The sequence below is a fragment of the Sulfuriroseicoccus oceanibius genome, assembly GCF_010681825.2.
GTDB lineage: Bacteria > Verrucomicrobiota > Verrucomicrobiia > Verrucomicrobiales > SLCJ01 > Sulfuriroseicoccus > Sulfuriroseicoccus oceanibius.
In genome coordinates this window covers 2,343,428-2,360,920 of sequence record NZ_CP066776.1, presented here as the reverse complement: position 1 = coordinate 2,360,920, position 17,493 = coordinate 2,343,428, and the positions used below count along the sequence as shown (strand labels likewise).

At 58.6% G+C, this 17,493-nt stretch carries 13 protein-coding genes; 10 read left to right on the top strand and 3 right to left on the bottom strand.

The genetic code is table 11. From position 1 onward, the window contains the following. The first annotated feature begins 150 nt into the window (after positions 1 to 150). A complete protein-coding gene (mpl, locus tag G3M56_RS09500; RefSeq protein ID WP_164362532.1) occupies positions 151 to 1,563 on the top strand; it encodes a UDP-N-acetylmuramate:L-alanyl-gamma-D-glutamyl-meso-diaminopimelate ligase in 1,413 nt (470 codons plus the stop codon). A gap of 61 nt (positions 1,564 to 1,624) precedes the next feature. On the opposite strand, the gene G3M56_RS09495 is transcribed toward mpl, so the two are convergent. Continuing rightward, the gene (locus G3M56_RS09495) at positions 1,625 to 2,638 is read right to left on the bottom strand and encodes a cytochrome d ubiquinol oxidase subunit II (RefSeq protein ID WP_235203358.1); all 1,014 of its coding nucleotides are present in this window, start codon (positions 2,636 to 2,638) and stop codon (positions 1,625 to 1,627) included. After that, positions 2,635 to 3,954, bottom strand: a complete 1,320-nt coding sequence (locus tag G3M56_RS09490; RefSeq protein ID WP_164362534.1) for a cytochrome ubiquinol oxidase subunit I — start codon at positions 3,952 to 3,954, stop codon at positions 2,635 to 2,637. Before G3M56_RS09490 ends, G3M56_RS09495 begins: the two co-directional genes overlap by 4 nt. A gap of 234 nt (positions 3,955 to 4,188) precedes the next feature. Here G3M56_RS09490 and G3M56_RS09485 point away from each other — a divergent pair, with 234 nt between their 5' ends. The 9 genes from G3M56_RS09485 to G3M56_RS09445 all read left to right on the top strand — a co-directional run bounded on the left by G3M56_RS09485 (position 4,189) and on the right by G3M56_RS09445 (position 14,340). Continuing rightward, complete coding sequence (locus tag G3M56_RS09485) at positions 4,189 to 5,823, top strand: aspartate:alanine exchanger family transporter (protein ID WP_164362536.1); 1,635 nt, start codon at positions 4,189 to 4,191, stop codon at positions 5,821 to 5,823. Positions 5,824 to 6,026: 203 nt separating this feature from the next. After that, positions 6,027 to 6,749: a phosphoribosylaminoimidazolesuccinocarboxamide synthase gene (gene purC, locus G3M56_RS09480; protein WP_164362538.1), complete on the top strand. Its 723-nt coding sequence runs from the start codon at positions 6,027 to 6,029 to the stop codon at positions 6,747 to 6,749. Continuing rightward, positions 6,727 to 7,191, top strand: coding sequence for a hypothetical protein (locus G3M56_RS09475; protein WP_164362540.1), 465 nt, complete (start codon positions 6,727 to 6,729; stop codon positions 7,189 to 7,191). The genes purC and G3M56_RS09475 overlap by 23 nt, the downstream gene beginning before the upstream one ends. Beyond that, a complete protein-coding gene (gene purL, locus G3M56_RS09470) occupies positions 7,188 to 9,608 on the top strand; it encodes a phosphoribosylformylglycinamidine synthase subunit PurL (protein ID WP_164362542.1) in 2,421 nt (806 codons plus the stop codon). Before G3M56_RS09475 ends, purL begins: the two co-directional genes overlap by 4 nt. Beyond that, on the top strand, positions 9,578 to 10,297 hold the full coding sequence (gene purQ, locus G3M56_RS09465; protein WP_164362544.1) for a phosphoribosylformylglycinamidine synthase I: 720 nt from the start codon (positions 9,578 to 9,580) through the stop codon (positions 10,295 to 10,297). The genes purL and purQ overlap by 31 nt, the downstream gene beginning before the upstream one ends. 113 nt (positions 10,298 to 10,410) lie before the next feature. Then, positions 10,411 to 11,403, top strand: coding sequence for a phosphoribosylformylglycinamidine cyclo-ligase (gene purM, locus G3M56_RS09460; protein ID WP_164362546.1), 993 nt, complete (start codon positions 10,411 to 10,413; stop codon positions 11,401 to 11,403). 78 nt (positions 11,404 to 11,481) lie between these two features. Further along, positions 11,482 to 13,407, top strand: a complete 1,926-nt coding sequence (locus tag G3M56_RS09455; RefSeq protein WP_164362548.1) for an amidophosphoribosyltransferase — start codon at positions 11,482 to 11,484, stop codon at positions 13,405 to 13,407. Between the two features lie 248 nt (positions 13,408 to 13,655). After that, positions 13,656 to 13,994 carry a hypothetical protein gene (locus G3M56_RS09450; protein WP_164362550.1) on the top strand — a complete coding sequence of 113 codons (339 nt, stop codon included), beginning with the start codon at positions 13,656 to 13,658 and terminating at the stop codon, positions 13,992 to 13,994. Positions 13,995 to 13,998: 4 nt separating this feature from the next. After that, complete coding sequence (locus G3M56_RS09445) at positions 13,999 to 14,340, top strand: hypothetical protein (protein WP_164362552.1); 342 nt, start codon at positions 13,999 to 14,001, stop codon at positions 14,338 to 14,340. Positions 14,341 to 15,049: 709 nt separating this feature from the next. On the opposite strand, the gene G3M56_RS09440 is transcribed toward G3M56_RS09445, so the two are convergent. Beyond that, positions 15,050 to 17,230, bottom strand: a complete 2,181-nt coding sequence (locus G3M56_RS09440) for a DUF6288 domain-containing protein (protein ID WP_235203357.1) — start codon at positions 17,228 to 17,230, stop codon at positions 15,050 to 15,052. Between the last annotated feature and the right edge of the window lie 263 nt (positions 17,231 to 17,493).

The window sequence follows — 17,493 nt, the reverse complement described above, 5'->3', positions numbered from 1 at the left end:
TGAAATTTGAAATGGAGATCAGAAATGGGAGATCGGTAGCCTGTGATTTGCAGGGCGGTGGTGAGTGAGAAGTAGTGATTCTGGCGCACCGGGGGCAAATCCCTCGGTGTTTGTCTTGCAAGCGGGCGATTCGCGGGTAGAAAAGTGCCCATGCTCGAATCCGCCGGTCACGAACCTGTCACTACTCCGCCAAGTTTCCATTTCATCGGGATCTGTGGCACCGCAATGGGCGCGGTGGCCGCTGCGATGAAGAGGCGGGGGTACCGGGTGACTGGATCCGATCAGAAAGTGTACCCGCCGATGTCGACTTTCCTGGAGTCCGAGGGGGTCGAATTGATTGCAGGTTTCAGTCCGGAGAACATTCCGGCCGACACGGATTACGTGGTAGTCGGTAATGCGATGAGCCGTGGGAATCCGGAGGTGGAAAGCGTGCTCGAGCGCAAGCTGCGCTACCTTTCGCTGCCTGAGACACTCAAAGAGTTCTTCCTGCGAGGAAAGCGCAACTTTGTGGTGACCGGCACCCATGGCAAGACGACCACAACATCGATGGTGACGTGGTTGTTTGAGAACGCGGGACGTGATCCGTCGTACATGATTGGCGGGATTCCGCGCAATTTGTCGACAGGTGCTCGTTTCAACGGCGGCGATTTCGTGGTGCTTGAGGGCGATGAATACGACACTGCGTTCTTCGACAAGCGCTCCAAGTTCCATCACTACCTGCCTGAGGCGGTGGCGATTAATAACATCGAGTTCGATCACGCGGATATTTACAACTCGCTCGACGAGATCAAGCTGAGCTTTCGGCGTTTGCTCAACTTGGTGCCGCGCAATGGAATCGCTGTGATCAATGGCGACGATGCGAACTGTCTCGACGTGGCCAGTGGCGCGCCGGCTCCGGTGGAAACCGTGGGCTTTGCCGAATCTTGTGACCATCGGATTGTCGATGTCGATTATCGCTCGGGTAGCAGTGCGTTCACGCTGGACGGCGAGCGCTACGAGGTGCCGATGGATGGTGAGTTCAATGTGCGCAATGCGGCGGTGGCGGTGGTATTGGCGCGGTTTGGTGGGTTGTCGCCTGACGAGGTGCATGCGGGCTTGGCGTCGTTCCGTGGGATTGCGCGTCGCCAGGAGGTGCGTGGCGTGGTCAACGGGGTGACGGTGATTGATGATTTTGCGCACCACCCGACCGCGGTGGCGTTGGCGATCAAGAGCATGCGCCAGCGGTATCCGGACGGCCGGATTTGGGCAGTGTTCGAGCCGCGTTCCAATTCCACTCGCCGTAAGGTTTTCCAGCAACCGTTATGTGCCGCGTTGCAAGGGGCGGATCAGGTGGTGGTGTCGGAGATTGAGGATGCGACGAAGATCCCGGTGAACGATCGCTTGGATGCGGCCCAGTTGGTGGATGATATCGCGGCAGCGGGGACCGATGCTGCGTTGTTGCCAGACGTGGATTCGATCGTGGCGTATATTGCCGAGGATTCGCAACCGAACGATGTGGTGTTGGTGTTGAGCAACGGCGGGTTTGGTGGAATTCACCAGAAGTTGCTGGATGCGCTGGCCTAGGGGAAGTCTTGAAGTCTTGAAGTCTTGAAGCCGGGCCGCACTGCAGCACCGCCGAACTGCCTCAGTCGTAGCGCAGGTCGGAGGCTTTGCCGCGGAAGATCCAATAGGCGAGCGCGGTGTAGCCAACGAGGAACGGAACCACGATGAGCGTGCCGACGAGCATGATCATGAGCGACTCGGGGGCGGCTGCGGCATCGACGATGAGGAGGTGGCCCGGAATGATGTATGGGTAGAAGCTGTAGACGAGTCCGATTCCTCCGAGGACGAAGATGTTGATCGAGAGCACCAGCGGGAGCCATGCGAGGCGGTCTTTCTCCAGTGGGAGTACCCCAAGGATGGCGTGCATGACCAGGGTGATCACGATCGAGAGCAGGGGCATCGCGATGAGCAATGTGACCTCGGGGAACGAGAACATGCGGTCATAGACGCGCGTGGCAACGAACGGTGCCGTGAGGCTGCTGAGTAGCGCGCAAAGCACCATCGCCCAGATCGCGCGTCGGGCCCAGCGGATGGCTTTCTTTTGCAGGTCACCTTCGGTTTTCAAGATCAGCCAGCAGGCGCCCATCAAAACGTAGCCGACCACGACAAGCAGGCCGAAAAAGCAGGCGAAGAGTTGGGCGCTGATGCCTTCCTGGAAGCCAATGACGAAGCGTCCGACCATGTAGCCCTGAGTGAGTGCGACGGTCAGCGAGCCAAGGAAGAATCCGAGGTTCCAGCGTCCTTGTTGTTCGATCGGGACTTTCTTGCGGAAGTCGAACGAGACGCCGCGGAAGATCAGAGCGATCATCATGAGTCCGACCGGGAGGTAGAGGTGGCCGAGTACGACGCCGTGGGCGGTGGGGAAGGCAACGAGGAGCAGACCAACTCCGAGCACGAGCCAGGTCTCGTTGGCGTCCCAGAATGGCCCGATGGATGCGATCATGCGGTCGCGTTCTTCCGGTTTCACCGAGCGCGAGAGCATGCCGACGCCGAGGTCATAGCCGTCGAGCACCGCGTAAAGGAGCATGGAGACACCAATGAGGAAAGCGAAGGCGTATGGGAGCCAGTCGCCGTTTTGAAAGATTTCCAGGTTCATGGTTGGGTCTCCTTGCGTTGGGTGGTCATTTCCTTGCGGGCCAGGTAGAAGAGCGCTCCGATGTAGGCGGCACCAAGCACGGTATAGGTGACGAGATATGCGGTGAGCGTGAGCGCGACGTGGGACGGTGGAATGTCCGCCACGGCGTCTTTGGTGAGCAGGATGCCTTGGACCAGCCACGGTTGACGGCCAATTTCCGTGACATACCATCCGGCAACCGATCCCACCCAGCCCGAGAACGTCATGGCGATCAGGACTTTCAGGAACCAGCGCGGGAACTGCTTGCGGCGCCAGAGGAGGAATGTGCCGAAAAGCGCAACGGCGATCATCGTCATGCCAACTCCCAGCATGATGCGGAAACTCCAGAAGACCGGGCCGACGCGCGGGTGAAGGCCTTCGAACTCATTGAGGCCTTGGACGTGGCCATCGGGATCGCGGGTGATGATCAGGCTGCCGAGTTTCGGGATGCCGACCTCGAACTTGTTGGTGCGGTTTTCCTCATCGGGCACGGCAAAGAGCAAAAGGTGCACGCCGTCGCCGCTTTCCCACAGGGCTTCCATGGCGGCGAGCTTCGCGGGTTGGTGGTCGCGTGTGTTGACTCCGTGGAGGTCGCCCACGAGACCTTGGAGTGGTCCGAGGGCAGCGGCGATGAGGATGCTGGCGGCGATGCCGGCTTTCACGGCCGGCCGGGTGTCGCCCTTGAGCGCGCGATAGGCGAGCAGACCGGCGACGAGGAATGCGGCAGTGAGTCCTGAGCCGATGAGCGTGTGGGTGACGCGGTAGGGCATCGATGGGTTGAAGATGATGCGCAACCAGTTCTCCGCGTGGGCCACGCCGTCGATCATGACGTGACCGGTGGGCGTTTGCATCCAGCTGTCGAGTGTGATGATCCAGAATGCGGAGAGTGTGGTGCCCGCGGCGACAAGGAATGTGGCGAGCGTGTGAAGCCAGCTGGGGACGCGGCGGAAGCCGTAGAGCATGACGCCGAGGAATGTGGCCTCGAGGAAGAAGGCAGTGAGCACTTCATAGGCGAGCAGTGGTCCGGCGATATTACCGACTGTGTTCATGTAGCCGGGCCAGTTGGTGCCGAACTGGAACGACATGGTGACGCCGGTGACCACGCCCAGGCTGAAGGTGAGGGCGAAGACCTTGGTGAAGAAGAAGTAGAGCTCCATCCACTTGTAGTCGCGCGTTTTGCGGTAGCGGAGCTTGAAGAAAAGCAGGATCCAGCCCAACGAGATGGTGATCGTCGGAAAGAGGATGTGGAACGTAATGTTTGCCGCGAACTGAATGCGGGATAAGAGGAATTCGTCCATGGTGTCCTTCTCTCTAATTTCTGACCGTGGGTGCTATACATCCTTTATGACAGGGGCGATAGGCAGTGGTGCGTCCGGGCTGGCTTCGCGGTGAAGCTGGGAGCTGTAGGTGCGGCCGGGGGGATGCGCCAAAGATTTTCGCCTGCCGTGCAGGATGAGGCGGTGGCCTCTACGGATTCGGCAGGACGTGACTTTTCAGTTTTTTCGCTCGTAGCATGTAGGATGTTGCCGGCTATGGATATATTTGCCTCGTTCATGACCCGGCTGTTTGATTTGCCGTTGATGCACCACCCGGTGTTTGTGGTGTTCAGCGTGATTGCGATCGGGCTGATTGTCGGGCGCTTTTCCGTGTATGGAGTGAGCTTGGGGAGTGCGGCGGTGATGTTCGTGGCGTTGGTGTACGGGCACTACGGGGTGACGTTGAACCAGAGTCTGACCAGCTTTGGGTTGGTGTTGTTCGTTTATTGCGTGGGGATTGGTGCGGGCTCGCGTTTCTTTGGGGCCTTGAAAGAAAGAGGTGTTCAGTTTGCGGTGATCGCGCTGGCGGTGGTGGCCGTTGGTGGTGTGGCGACGGCCTTGGTGGCCGGAGCGTTCGGGGTGTCGCCAAGTGTGGCGGCGGGTGTGTTTGCGGGTGCGTTGACCAGTACGCCGGGCTTGGCGGCGGCTCAGGAGCATTTCTCGTCTGGGGTTGATCAGGGGTTGGTTTCGGCAGGGTATGCGATTGCCTATCCGTTTGGGGTGATTGGGGTGGTTCTGTTTGTCCAGCTGTGGCCGCGATTGAGGAAGGCGGACCTGGCGGAGATCGGGAGAAAGCTGGATGAAGAACAAGAGCAGGCTCATAAGATCCTGCCGGTCTTGGTCAAGATGACGAACCCGAAGTTTGTCGGGCGTCGGATCGATGAGCTGAGCATTCTCGATCGGCTGCGCTGCCGCGTGATCCGCACGATGAAGAATGGTGTGCTGGTGCCGATTGAGCACGGGCATGTCTTGGAGCTGGATCAATTGCTGTGGGTGATCGGGCGCGACGATGAGATTGACTCGCTGCTCGATGTGCTGGGTGAGCGTGCCTCGGTGCCTGTTGTGATCAACACATTCACCGAACAGCAGACCTTCGTGCTGACAGAGCGCTCTCTGGCCAACCGTCGCATCGGCGACCTGCGGCTGCTGCGTGACCATGGAGTGTCTATTGCGCGCATCTTGCGCTACGAGTACGAACTTGTGCCAACGGATTCCACCGAGCTCAACGTGGGCGATCAGCTGGTGGTGGTGGGTAGTCCCGAGAACCTGCAAAAGTTTGCCAAAGTGGTCGGCCACCGGGCATCGGTGGTGGATGCGACCGACTTGGTGTCGCTGGCCGTGGGCGTGGCGATTGGTGTGGTGGTGGGAATGATCCCATTGGGGAGCTTCAAGCTGGGGCTTGCGGGTGGTCCATTGTTGGTTGCACTGGTGCTCGGACACTTCGGGCGTGTTGGCGCGATTGCCGGCTATGTGCCGCGTCCGACCCGTGTGTTGCTGCGCGAGCTGGGCTTGTGTTTGTTTTTGGCTGGAGCTGGGATCAAAGGTGGCGCCAGCGTGGTCGAAACGTTGCAATCGCAGGGGGCGGGGATCTTTATCGTCGGTCTGGTGGCCACGGTGATGCCCATTGTGATCGGTCATTTGGTGGCTACCAAGATCTTCAAGTTCGACCTGCTCACGGCATTGGGCACGGTGTGTGGCGCGATGACGTCGACTCCGGGGCTTGGGGCTGTGTCGGGCAAGACAGACTCGCAGGCGCCGGTGGTGAGTTATGCGGCGGCCTATCCTGCGGCGTTGTTGTTGATGGTGGTGGGAGTCGGCCTGCTACTTGAGATTATGGCGGCAATGGTGTGATGAGGGGAGTGTGCCTGAGTGTGGGTTGTAAGTTGCTGTCGTTCTTTGGGTTTGCGTGATCGTGATTCCCCACTTGACCCGAGCCGCGGTGTGGCCGATCTCAGGTAGGGCGGGTTGGATGATCGGAAATTCTGCATTTCTCAAGGATTTCCATTTTCGGATCCGCCATTCCTTGGCTACTGTCCGACTTCCCATCCAAGACCATGGAACCTATCTACGAAGGTAAAGCAAAGCGGCTCTTCGAGACCGACAACCCGAATGAACTTCGCATGGAGTTCAAAAACGATGCCACCGCGTTCGACGGCAAGAAGAAGGCGAGCTTCGACGACAAAGGGCGCCTCAACGCGGCGATCAGTAACCTGATCTACGGAATGCTTGAGGAGCGAGGGGTTCCGACCCACTTCGTCAAGGCGCTGAGCGACACCGAGGTGATCGTGAAGAAGGTGGATATCCTGATGATTGAAGTGATCATCCGCAACGTGGCAGCGGGCAGCTTCTGCCGCCGCACCGGAACCGATGAGGGATGGGAGTTTTCTGAGCCGATCGTGGAGTTCAGCATCAAAGATGACGAGCTGGGCGACCCGCTGATCAACGAGGCTTATATCCGCGAGCTCAAGCTTGCGACTGCTGATGAGGTGGCCCACCTCAAAAAGGCAGCTCTCGAGGTGAATGACATCTTGATTGAGTTTTTCCAGAAGGCCGGACTTCGCCTGGTCGACTTCAAATTGGAGTTCGGGCGACTGGCTGAAGATCCATCCGTGATCGTTCTTGCCGATGAAATCAGCCCGGACGGATGCCGTCTGTGGGACCTGAAGACCGGTGAGAAAATGGACAAAGATCGTTTCCGTCGCGACCTGGGTGGTGTGATGGAAAGTTATGCTGAAGTATTGAAGCGTGCGACTCATGCAATTGAAAATCGAGATTGAAGACCAGTTCGACCGGCGCGAATCCGGTGCGGCGTTGTTGTACGCTCCGTCTAATGACGGGGTGACTTTCCGCCGGACCCGCCTGTATGTTTTGGAAGTCGGAGGCGACACCGCCGCGGCGACCACTTGGATGGAGCGCGTGGTGCTCGACCAGGTCAGCCAGAAACTCCACGTACTTGAGGCCGATGGCGTTGCGTTGAGCGACGCCGATGTGGTGCTTGAGTACGGAATGAAGCCAGGGGCGCTTGACCACGAACGTGAGATCCTGCTCGACGAGTTTGCCAAAGAGCACGCCGAAGAGCTTGGATTCCAAATCACCGACGTGCGCGTTCGCTCCCGCATCTACCTTTATGCCAAGGATGGTGACGTTGATACCGCGCCGTACGTGCGTGACGTCGTCAACCCAGCAGTCCACAGCCACGAACTGATTTCCCTCTCATGAGTATCCACACCACCGAAGCGAACTACCGCTCCGTTCCAGTGCGCGATCTCGACGCCGATGCCCTGGTGGCACTCAGCGGCGAGATGAAGCTGTCGCTCTCGCGCGAGGACATGCTTGCGGTCCAGGCCTACTACAACGAAGCCGGACGCGAACCAACCGACGTCGAGTTGGAAGTGATCGCCCAGACATGGAGTGAGCACTGCAAGCACCGTATCTTCAGTGCCAATATCGAACACACCACCGCCGAAGGAACCGAGACGGTGGACAGTTTGTTCAAGACTTACATCATGAAGCCGAGCCTTGAGCTCATGGAGCGCAAGCCGGGCTTCGTGCTTTCCGCGTTCCACGACAACGCGGGCTTCATCCGTCTCGACGACGACAAGGCGATCTGCCTCAAGGTCGAGACCCACAACCACCCGTCGGCACTTGAGCCATACGCTGGTGCCAACACCGGTATCGGTGGCGTGGTGCGCGACATTCTCGGTGCGGGTAAAGGCGCCAAGCCGATCGCATCGCTCGATGTGTTCTGCTTCGGTGCTCCGGACACCCCACAGGGATCGATCAAGGGCAAGGATGTGATCCACCCACTGGGTGTGATGCGCGGTGTGGTGCGCGGTGTGCGTGACTACGGCAACCGCATGGGCATCCCGACTGTGGCTGGTGCGATTCAGTTCGACCCTAGCTACACCTACAACCCATTGGTTTTCTGCGGAACCGCTGGCGTGATTCCAATCAAGGACATCGACAAAGAGATGCGCCCTGGATTGAAGATCATCGCTGTTGGTGGCCGTACGGGCCGTGACGGCCTCAAGGGCGCGACCTTCTCGTCGGCCTCGCTGACTGGTGACTCGCACGCCGAGGACCAGAGCGCGGTGCAGATCGGTAACCCTATCGAAGAGAAGAAAGTCGGTGACTTCATTCTCAAGGCTCGCGAAGAGGAACTGATCGTCTTCGTGACCGACTGCGGTGCTGGTGGTTTCTCGTCCGCTGCAGGTGAAATGCTCAGCGAGACCGGTGGTGAGTTGTTCCTCGAGAACGCACCATTGAAAGAGCCAGGTCTCTTCAGCTGGGAAGTGTTCCTTTCCGAGAGCCAGGAGCGCATGGTGCTCGCGGTGGAAGAGGAAGCTCTGCCACGCTTGCGTGAGCTTGCCGCAACCTACGAGACCGAGCTGACCGTCTTGGGGCACTCCGATGACTCGGGCATCCTCAAGGTGCTTCACCACGGTGAGATGGTTTGTGAGCTGGATAACAGCAAATTGCACAACGCTCCACAGCGCCAGATGAAAGCCCGTTGGGTGCCGGCTGAGACCCGCAACGACCACCAGTGGCCGGAAGGCGACTTCGGTATGGGCCTCAAGACCTTGCTCAATGGCTTCACCATCTGCTCGCGTTCGCCGATCATCCGCGAATACGACCACGAGGTGCAGGGCAACACATTGCTCAAGCCGCTCGCAGGCGCCAAGGGCGACGCTCCACAGGACGGCAGCGTGATCGAAATCGATGGATCCGAGCAGGCAATGTCGCTTGGTCTGTCGTTGCTCCCTGAGTGGGGTAAGTACGATCCGTACCGCATGGGTCTCGCATGTGTGGATGAGTGCGTGCGCTCGCTCGTGCTCACCGGATCAGAGCCGGACCGCATCGCGATCCTCGACAACTTCTGCGTTGGTAACCCGGACGACGAAGAGGAACTCGGCGCATTGGTGGAAACCGTGAAGGGGATTGCCAAGGCAGCTGACGCATTCGGCGCGCCATTCGTTTCCGGTAAAGACTCGTTCTACAACTACTTCGAAACCGAAGATGGTCCTGTCTCGATCCCAACCACCATCCTTGTCAGTGGCATGGGTGTGGTGGAAGAGAAGGAGAACGTGCTCGGCTCGTCGATCCGCCGTGACGACAGCGTGGTCGCCATCATAGGTAACGGCAGCAGCTCCATGGGGGGCAGCGTTTACGCCCGCCGCCAGTGCGTGACCGACGCCGAAGTGCCGGACACCGATCTGGACTTGGCTGTGAAGCTTTACAAGGCGCTTGCCAAGGCCCGCAAGGGTGGTGGCATTCTCAGCGCTCACGACGTATCCGAAGGTGGTCTCGCCGTGACACTGGCTGAGATGACCTTCTCTGAGAAGGCTGGTCTTGAGGTCAGCCTCAACGAGCTGCCAGGCTCGGCCGACGACGTGGATGCTGTGGCATTGTTCAACGAAGGACCATCGCGCATCGTGCTTGAGCTGGATCCAGCGAAAGTGGACGAAGTGGCGCAGGCATTCGACGGACTGCCATTTGCGGTGATCGGTCAGACGACTGGTCAGCACAAGAACCTTATCGTGACACGTGGCAACGGCTCCGAGCAGCGCGTGTTGATTGACGAAGACATCGACTCACTCAAATCACTATGGAAAACCGGCCTCACGCCATTCTATTAAAGTTCCCGGGCACCAACTGCGACGAGGAAACCGCACGCGCACTGGAAACCGTTGGCTTCTCCACCGAGACGCTGCCGATCAGCCGGGTGACCCCGGACTCGTTGGCAGGCGCCAAACTGGTGATGCTTTCCGGTGGCTTCAGCTATGGCGACTACGTCATGGCGGGCCGTATTGCCCAGTTGCGCACCGAAGCCGCGCTTGGCGATGCACTGAAGTCGTTCGTCGAGAACGGCGGCTACGTGCTCGGTGTGTGCAACGGCTTCCAGATTCTGACCAAGCTTAGCTTGCTGCCAGAGGGAAGTTTGATCCACAACGACAACGGGCGCTTCATCTGCCGTTGGGCTGGTCTTGCCGTGCAGGACAAGACCGCTCCGGTTCTCAGCCAGTTGCCGGACGTATTCGAACTGCCAGTGGCTCACGCCGAAGGTCGCTTCGTAGCACCGGAAGGCAAAGCTGCCGAGTATCTTGAGAAGGGGTACGCCGCATTGACCTACACCGACGACATCAACGGCTCGTCCGAGCTGATCGCCGGTGTGCGCGACGAATCCGGTCGCGTGTTCGGTCTCATGCCGCACCCTGAGCGTTTCCTTTACCAGCGTCATCACTACGACCAGGATTGGAACGACGCCGAGTGGGGCTGGGGATACTATTTCTTCAAAGGTCTTCACGACGCAATTGTTGCCGGATAACATCCGGAGGGCAGCGGGTTCACGCGGACCCGCTGCCAATTTTTTTTCTTACCATCAGACAGATTTGATTTTTGGCTTTCACTAGCCAACGCACCCGATACCACCATCCCATCATGGCTGACAAAATGACCTACAAGCAGGCTGGCGTGGACATCCACGAAGCCGCCGAACTCGTCGGAGATATCAACGATCTCCGCGCACGCACCGAGTCGAGCCGCAAGTTGCTGCAAGCCTTCGGTATGTTTGCCGCCTCGTATGATCTGAGTGACTACAAGGAGCCGGTGATTGTGACCGGCTGTGACGGTGTGGGCACCAAGCTCGAGGTGCAGCTCAAGTACGATGCGCTTGAGTCCGCAGGTAAAGACCTCGTGGCAATGAGCGTGAACGACATCATCACCACCGGTGGCGATGCGTTGATGTTCCTCGACTACATTGGCGTGGGCAAGATCGACAAGAGCAAGATCCAGCGCCTGATCGGTGGCATGGTCGAGTACCTCGAGTCGTGCAACTGCGTGCTCGCCGGTGGTGAGACCGCGGAGATGCCAGGCATCGTGCCAGACGGTATGATCGAGCTTTCGGGCTTCTGCATCGGTGCGGTGGAAAAGCCGGATCTTTTGGATCCAAAGGCAGTCACTCCGGGTGACGTCGTGGTCGGATTCGCTTCGGATGGCTTCCATGCCAACGGCTGGAGCCTCGTGCGCCGCGTGATCGAAGCCAACCGCTCCGAGTTCACCGACGAAGAAATCGTCTCCTTGCTCGCTCCGACCCGCTTGTACCACGACGTGGTGGCCGGCGTGCGCGCCGCAGGTGTGAAGCCACACGCGATGGCTCACATCACCGGTGGCGGATTGATCGAGAACCATGAGCGCTTCCTCGGCGACATGGGTGCCGAGCTCGAAATCCCATACTGGGACAACGACGCGGTGCAAAAGGTACTCGCCCATACCGACGACGAAGACCGCTTCAATACCTTCAACATGGGTATCGGTTGGACCGTCATCGTGCCGGAAGCCGACGCCGAAGCCGTCTGCGCGGCTGGACCTGGTGGCACCGTGATCGGCCGGATCACCGACACCAAAGGAGTGAAGGTCCGCGTGAAAGGGTAATCCAATGTCCGGTGACTATCGTGGCGCATGTGCCATGGTAGTCACCGTTTTTTATTTTCTGAAATCCAGCATCCGATCATGAGCGATTCACTCAAACACGAATGCGGTCTTGCTTTCATCCGATTGCGCAAGCCTCACTCGTATTTCCAGGAGAAGTACGGCACATCGCTTTACGGCTTCCAGAAGCTTTTCCTTTTGATGGAGAAGCAGCACAACCGCGGCCAGGACGGTATCGGTATCGGCTCGGTGAAGCTCGATATGCCACTCGGCCAGCCTTACATTTTCCGCGAGCGTTCCGCCAAGCAGAACGGATTGTCGCGTGTGTTCGCCGAGCAGTCGAAGCGCTTTGCCAAGATGACGCGCAAGGGGATCATCGATCCATCCGATCCGGACAGCGTGAAGCAGAAGTTCGACTTCGGTGGCGAGTTGCTCATGGGGCACCTTCGCTACGGAACGTCCGGCGTTTTCAGTCAGGGCTCGTGCCACCCGTACTTGCGCCGTACGAACTGGCTTACCCGCACGCTGATGGTGTTGGGTAACTTCAACATGACAAACGCAGGTGCGCTCAACCAGCGCCTGATCGAGCGTGGTCAGCATCCGGTTTTTGGAACGGATACCCAGACCGTGCTGGAGGAGATCGGCTTCCATCTCGACGAGCAGCACCAGAACCTTTACCACCAGCTGCGCGATGCCGGGCTGACCGGTCAGGAAATTCAGGAGCGCATCAACGACGCCATCAATGTGCCTGATTTGATCCGCACGTCGGCCGATGGCTGGGACGGTGGATTCTCGATCGTCGGTGCCATCGGTAATGGCGATGCCTTCGTCATGCGTGACCCACGCGGTATCCGTCCTTGCTTCTACTACGAAGACGAGGAGCTGATTGCCTTTGCTTCCGAGCGCGCGCCATTGATGACTGTCTTTGATGCCGATGCCGAGCAGGTGAGCGAGCTTGCGCCAGGTCACGTGGCTACCATCAAGAAGGATGGTGAGTTCACCTTCGACCGCTATGCCGAGCCGCAGCCAATGAGCCACTGCTCGTTCGAGCGCATCTACTTCTCGCGTGGTAACGACCCTGAGATCTACAGCGAACGCAAGGCCATGGGCGCTGCGTTGGTGCCTCAGGTGGTGAAATCAATCGGTAACGAGATCGACAAGACCGTGGTGTCGTTCATTCCAAACACCGCGGAGATCGCCTACCAGGGACTGATGGATGGTCTGCGCCTGCACCGCCGTAAAGAAGTCGCGGAAACTCTGCACAAGGCCGTGGCAGAAGGCGGTGTTAGCGATGAGTTGATCGATGATCTGATTCTGCGTAACTGGCCGCGTGGTGAGAAGATCGCCCACAAGGACATCAAGATGCGTACGTTCATCTCGCAAGAGTCCGGGCGTAACCAACTCGTGTCCCACGTTTACGACATCAGTTACGGTGTGGTGCAAAAGAACGACAACCTGGTCGTCATTGATGACTCGATTGTTCGAGGAACCACGTTGCAGAAGTCGATCTTGAAGATCTTGTCTCGCACCCAGCCGAAGAAGATCGTGATCGCATCGACCGCTCCGCAGATCCGCTATCCGGACTGCTACGGCATCGACATGTCGGAGATCGGCAAGTTCATTGCCTTCCGCGCCACGGTCAGCTTGCTCAAGCGTGACGGCCGTGAGTCCCTGCTCGACGAAGTCTACGAAGCTTGTAAGCGGGAACTGGACAAGCCGGTCGACCAGATGGTCAACCAAGTGAAGCGTGTCTACGAGGCGTACAGCGATGAGGAAATCGCCGCTGAGATCAGCCGCATGGTGTACCCTGAAGGGACCGACTGGGACGGTGAAGTGGAAGTCGTCTTCCTCTCGGTGGATGACCTCCACAACTGCCTCAACGTCGAGTGCGGTGATTGGTACTTCACCGGCGACTACCCGACATCCGGCGGCAACGCTGTGGTCAACAATGCCTTCGTCAACTACATGGAGAAGAAGGACGGCCGCGGATACGATCTGGTTTTCTAACCGGGTGTTCGTGAAGAATTTGACCCCGCGTCTGCAATGCCAGGCGCGGGGTTCTTTTTTGGCCGCAGATGAGCTCGGATAGGCCGCAGATCGGGAGGGGGCGACGGCGAATCAGGTGGGATGGTGGGTTTTGGTTGTCATTCATTGTTAGCTGGGCTTTGTGTGCGACTTGTGCGGATTCTCTGTTAGGCTCGTACGTCGATCGGCGCTCCGTGAGCGCGGCGATTCATTCAGGAATTTCCAGCTAAATGAGTGCTATATCAGAGTTTGCGTTGTGGTGTCGGCGAGGGGATCAGGTGATTCCATTTGTGGCCTCGGTCGGTATGCCTCGGCAAAATGGTGAGCTGTGGGAATGCGAGTGGTCTATGGGGGCACTACTGCCGCGGGAGGGACACCACGCAGTGAATATCAACTCGATGCTGGCGATGACCACCGCGCTGAATTCCGTGGCAGTTTTCCTCAAGGCACGTACCGATGCCGGTGATCGGTTTTACATCGATGAGGAGCTGACCCAGGAGATCGACGATGTGGCGGCGTTGTTCTGGGGTGCTGGTAGAAGTCCGTCCCAGAGGCAACGTTCAGATTGAGACAATGAAGTTAAGATCAACGGTTCCCTTCGATCCTACACCCGAGAACCCAAAGAAGAGTTGGGTGAAGTATGCGTGGCCAGCGCCGCTTGGATGGGCGTGTTATTTGGGTGTCTGGGCGGTAATCCATTTTGGGGGCATGCGAGCGTTCATGGCAACGCATGTCTTTTTTGAGGTCGGACTCGTGCTCGCGCTAATTGCTTCGGTCCACTATTCGATCAAGCTTGCCTTCGACGGGCGCGCGACTGCACCTCGCTGGGTGTTCTTTGTGAATCTGAGCTTCGGGCCGCTGATCATCGCAATCCTTGTGCTCAGGGGGATTCACAGCTGGCTGGTAGGCGGCTAGGGGGTTGCAAGGAACGGGGTGTCGTGGAGCGACGGATTTCGGTTTTTCCGGAGTTTGCTGGGCTCGATTACGATTGATGATTGTTCCAAACGGAGGGTAGTCTCCCGTGATCTATGAGAGTTTGGTGCTTTTCGGGTTTGGATGGCTGGCGATCGACACGTTAACTGGTTTTGCTAAAGATCGGCATACAATTTGGACGTGGCGGTCGCAGAACCTGCCCGCTGGAGAGGTTGTGGAGCGGAAGGCCGCTGTTGGGGCGATGCGGGAGCTCGCTCTGGAGCTGAAAGACCGCCACAGACTGGTGATTGCTCCAGGTTTGATGATGTTGGTAGGTGGCGGCTTGCTGTATTTGTCTTCTGGAGGACGGAAAGGAAGTAATAGCTGATAGCCAAACGGCGCGTTGACGTGAGTGCTGGGTGTGCGGGATGTGCGTCGATGGATGTAGCTCTTCGAGATGGCGTGTCGCGGAGCGACGGATTACCGGTTAGCCGGAGGTTTCAACCTCCGGTGCATGGGTAGAAACATACCACGTCCCGCAGGGACGGTTTACAAGGAGCTGCCGATCGACCCCGGTCAGGTCCGGGATGGGCGTAATCCCGATAGGATTCATGAGCTGGTAATAGCAAAAGAGCCACGCCGGGTTGCGGGATGGTGGATCCCGCTTGGCCTGGCGTGGCTCGGTGATGAGTGAGTTTGGAGTGGGGGCGCGTTAGCGCTTGAACCACTCCTTCTTTCGGTTGCCGTACATCCAGAGGGTGTCGTTGCGGTGGGAGTTGAGCACGAGGATGCTCATGATGTTACCGCAGTAGCGTTTGTTACAGTAGCCGTCGCCGCCCGTGTTGCCGCGGCCGCCGTAGTAGTAGCTGCCGTGCTTGTAGTTGGCGGGTTGGAGCAGGGCGAAGAACCACTTGTACTGCTCCATGTTCTTGCGGTAAGCGCTTTCCGAGCGGTTTTTGAGGCCCATGAAGCTGTAGATTGGCCCGATGAACGTCATGGCGTGGACATTGAGGTAGAGGTTGGGGTTGTCCTTGAGCCAGTTGCCCATGTCGCGTGCGTGTGACTTATTTTTGCCGGCCAGTGTGAGTGCGGTGAGGGTGGCGCCGGAGCGGCTGGCGCTTTGGTTTCCACCGCGGGCGCTGAAGTTGTAGCCCACTTCGCCCGAGCCACCGAACGATGCTTCGATCGACTTGTACGAGAGATCCCACGCGGTCCAATCCCAATCGTCCTCGCCGTGTATGTGTGCGGCAAGCGCCCACATGATGTGCGCGTGGGTGTTGGTGACGACCAATCCTTTGCCATCGTATGGGAGGTCAGTCCCATTGTGGCCGAGGCGCCCGGTGCCGGGTTGAAGACGTGCTTCCATACTGCGGCAGCAGTGGTCGAGCGCGCGGAGTACCTTTTTGTCGCCGGTGGCGAGGTGGTACTCGGCGAGGAACATACCGACGGTTGGGACGTGCCAGTTGCTTCCCGAGCCCATGCCCTCCGGAGAGGTCAGGTCCTCGTTGGATGGATTTTTGCCCAGGTCATAGCGCTCGGCGAGGTAACGGGCGGCGTCTTTGATCTCGCGGCGGTACTTCTGCTCACCGGTGGAGAGCAAGGCCAGTCCAGCCCATGCTTTGGTGTAATCATTGACCGGCCAATCTCCGGCGTCGCGCTGCATCTCGATCAGATACTCTGCAGCAGCATCGCTGAGCGCCTGTGAGCGCACGCAGCCGGCTGGGAAGTCCTTGCCAAAGTCAGGCAGCGCTGGAAGGTCGATCGACAACTCGAGTTCTTCGCCACCACGCTGAACGGTGAGCACCAACGGGCGGGCTTCGGATTGTGCGTGGATAATGGCTTCTCCAATCGCCATCGGTGCGCCTTCGCCGCCGCCTTCACTGTGCTGGCTGTATTCTTTGAACCGCTTGCCCGATGCGTGGGTAACCAAGTCGCCCGGCTGCAGTCCGGCTTTCCCGCCCGGGCCATCGTCCCAAACCGAGATGATCTTGAGGTCGCGCTGGTTGAAAAGTGCTGCGCCGACGGCAGCGATTGGTCCGAGAGGGATCTCGTGTTCAACCTTCTCGTTTTTGTTGTTCTTGGTCTCCGGCCAATAATCGTCGCGGAACTTACGACCGTACTTGCGAGGGTCGAAGTCGCCGAAATCGACGCGGCGAGCCTGGGCTTGGCGCTTGGCGTCTTCACTCAGTTGGGCGAGTTCGCGTTCGGCCTGTGGGCGGTAGGCTTCGCGTTGCGCGATGACCTGCTTTTCTGCTTCGGCGATCTTGTCAGCATAGAGGGCGCGAACGCCGTCCTTGAAGTCGGTTTGGTCGGTTTCCACGGCAGCGCGCAGACCCGGGGTATCGAGGGATTCGACGATCAGGCGAGAGCCACGGTAGGAAACAGGCTTCGCCTTGTGTCCGGCTTCGGCTGTGACGTTCTGGGTGCCTTCTTTGTCGCGGTAGCTGAGGGATACGTTGACTTCGACCTCGGCAGGGAATGCGCGCTCGGGCACGTTCTTCCAGTTGTCGACGATTTTCTCCAGTGGGGTGAACTCACGGAGTGGGAATTTTTCCTCAAGATAGAGGTCCACCTCGGTCTTTTCTTTGACGACCGGCTCTGGTTCCGGCTCAGGCTCTGGTTCCGGCTCAGGTTCGATGATTGGCTCTGGCTCTGGCTCGGGCTCTGGTTCCGGTTCAGGCTCGACAACGGGCTCCGGTTCCGGCTTTGGTTCGGGTTTCACCTCAGGCTCCGGCGCGACTTCCTCAACCGGTTCCGGCTTGGGATCCTCTTTCTCGAGTACTAACTTGTAGGCCACGAACAACGCGACACAGAGGGTCAGGAACAAGACCACGGGCAGAGCCGCATTTCCGGCGCGAGCCGCACGCTTTGTAGAAGGGGATGAGGGGATCATAAGCGGAATGAGATGGGCGATGGCGATGCGGGGATCGATACCACCGGCTAATCGGTGAAAGGGTGGTATGTGATTGGTCGGCTGTCAATTGGTGGGCGGACTACAGGGCACAGGTTGACCGAATCTGAGGTGATACCAAATGAACGGTCACCTTGTCGGAACCGATCGAAGTTCGAATGGTGGGAGATAGTGTGAAGAAAGTGATCTTGGCGGGATCCTTTTGAGTGATGCTGTGTTGCTTACAGCTCAGGCGAGCCCGCTGG

Bases quoted from the DNA above. Each gene is read 5' to 3' on its own strand.
- mpl (WP_164362532.1), top strand. From the start codon at position 151: ATGCTCGAATCCGCCGGTCACGAACCTGTCACTACTCCGCCAAGTTTC.
- G3M56_RS09495 (WP_235203358.1), bottom strand. From the start codon at position 2,638: ATGAACCTGGAAATCTTTCAAAACGGCGACTGGCTCCCATACGCCTTC.
- G3M56_RS09490 (WP_164362534.1), bottom strand. From the start codon at position 3,954: ATGGACGAATTCCTCTTATCCCGCATTCAGTTCGCGGCAAACATTACG.
- G3M56_RS09485 (WP_164362536.1), top strand. From the start codon at position 4,189: ATGGATATATTTGCCTCGTTCATGACCCGGCTGTTTGATTTGCCGTTG.
- purC (WP_164362538.1), top strand. From the start codon at position 6,027: ATGGAACCTATCTACGAAGGTAAAGCAAAGCGGCTCTTCGAGACCGAC.
- G3M56_RS09475 (WP_164362540.1), top strand. From the start codon at position 6,727: ATGCAATTGAAAATCGAGATTGAAGACCAGTTCGACCGGCGCGAATCC.
- purL (WP_164362542.1), top strand. From the start codon at position 7,188: ATGAGTATCCACACCACCGAAGCGAACTACCGCTCCGTTCCAGTGCGC.
- purQ (WP_164362544.1), top strand. From the start codon at position 9,578: ATGGAAAACCGGCCTCACGCCATTCTATTAAAGTTCCCGGGCACCAAC.
- purM (WP_164362546.1), top strand. From the start codon at position 10,411: ATGGCTGACAAAATGACCTACAAGCAGGCTGGCGTGGACATCCACGAA.
- G3M56_RS09455 (WP_164362548.1), top strand. From the start codon at position 11,482: ATGAGCGATTCACTCAAACACGAATGCGGTCTTGCTTTCATCCGATTG.
- G3M56_RS09450 (WP_164362550.1), top strand. From the start codon at position 13,656: ATGAGTGCTATATCAGAGTTTGCGTTGTGGTGTCGGCGAGGGGATCAG.
- G3M56_RS09445 (WP_164362552.1), top strand. From the start codon at position 13,999: ATGAAGTTAAGATCAACGGTTCCCTTCGATCCTACACCCGAGAACCCA.
- G3M56_RS09440 (WP_235203357.1), bottom strand. From the start codon at position 17,230: ATGATCCCCTCATCCCCTTCTACAAAGCGTGCGGCTCGCGCCGGAAAT.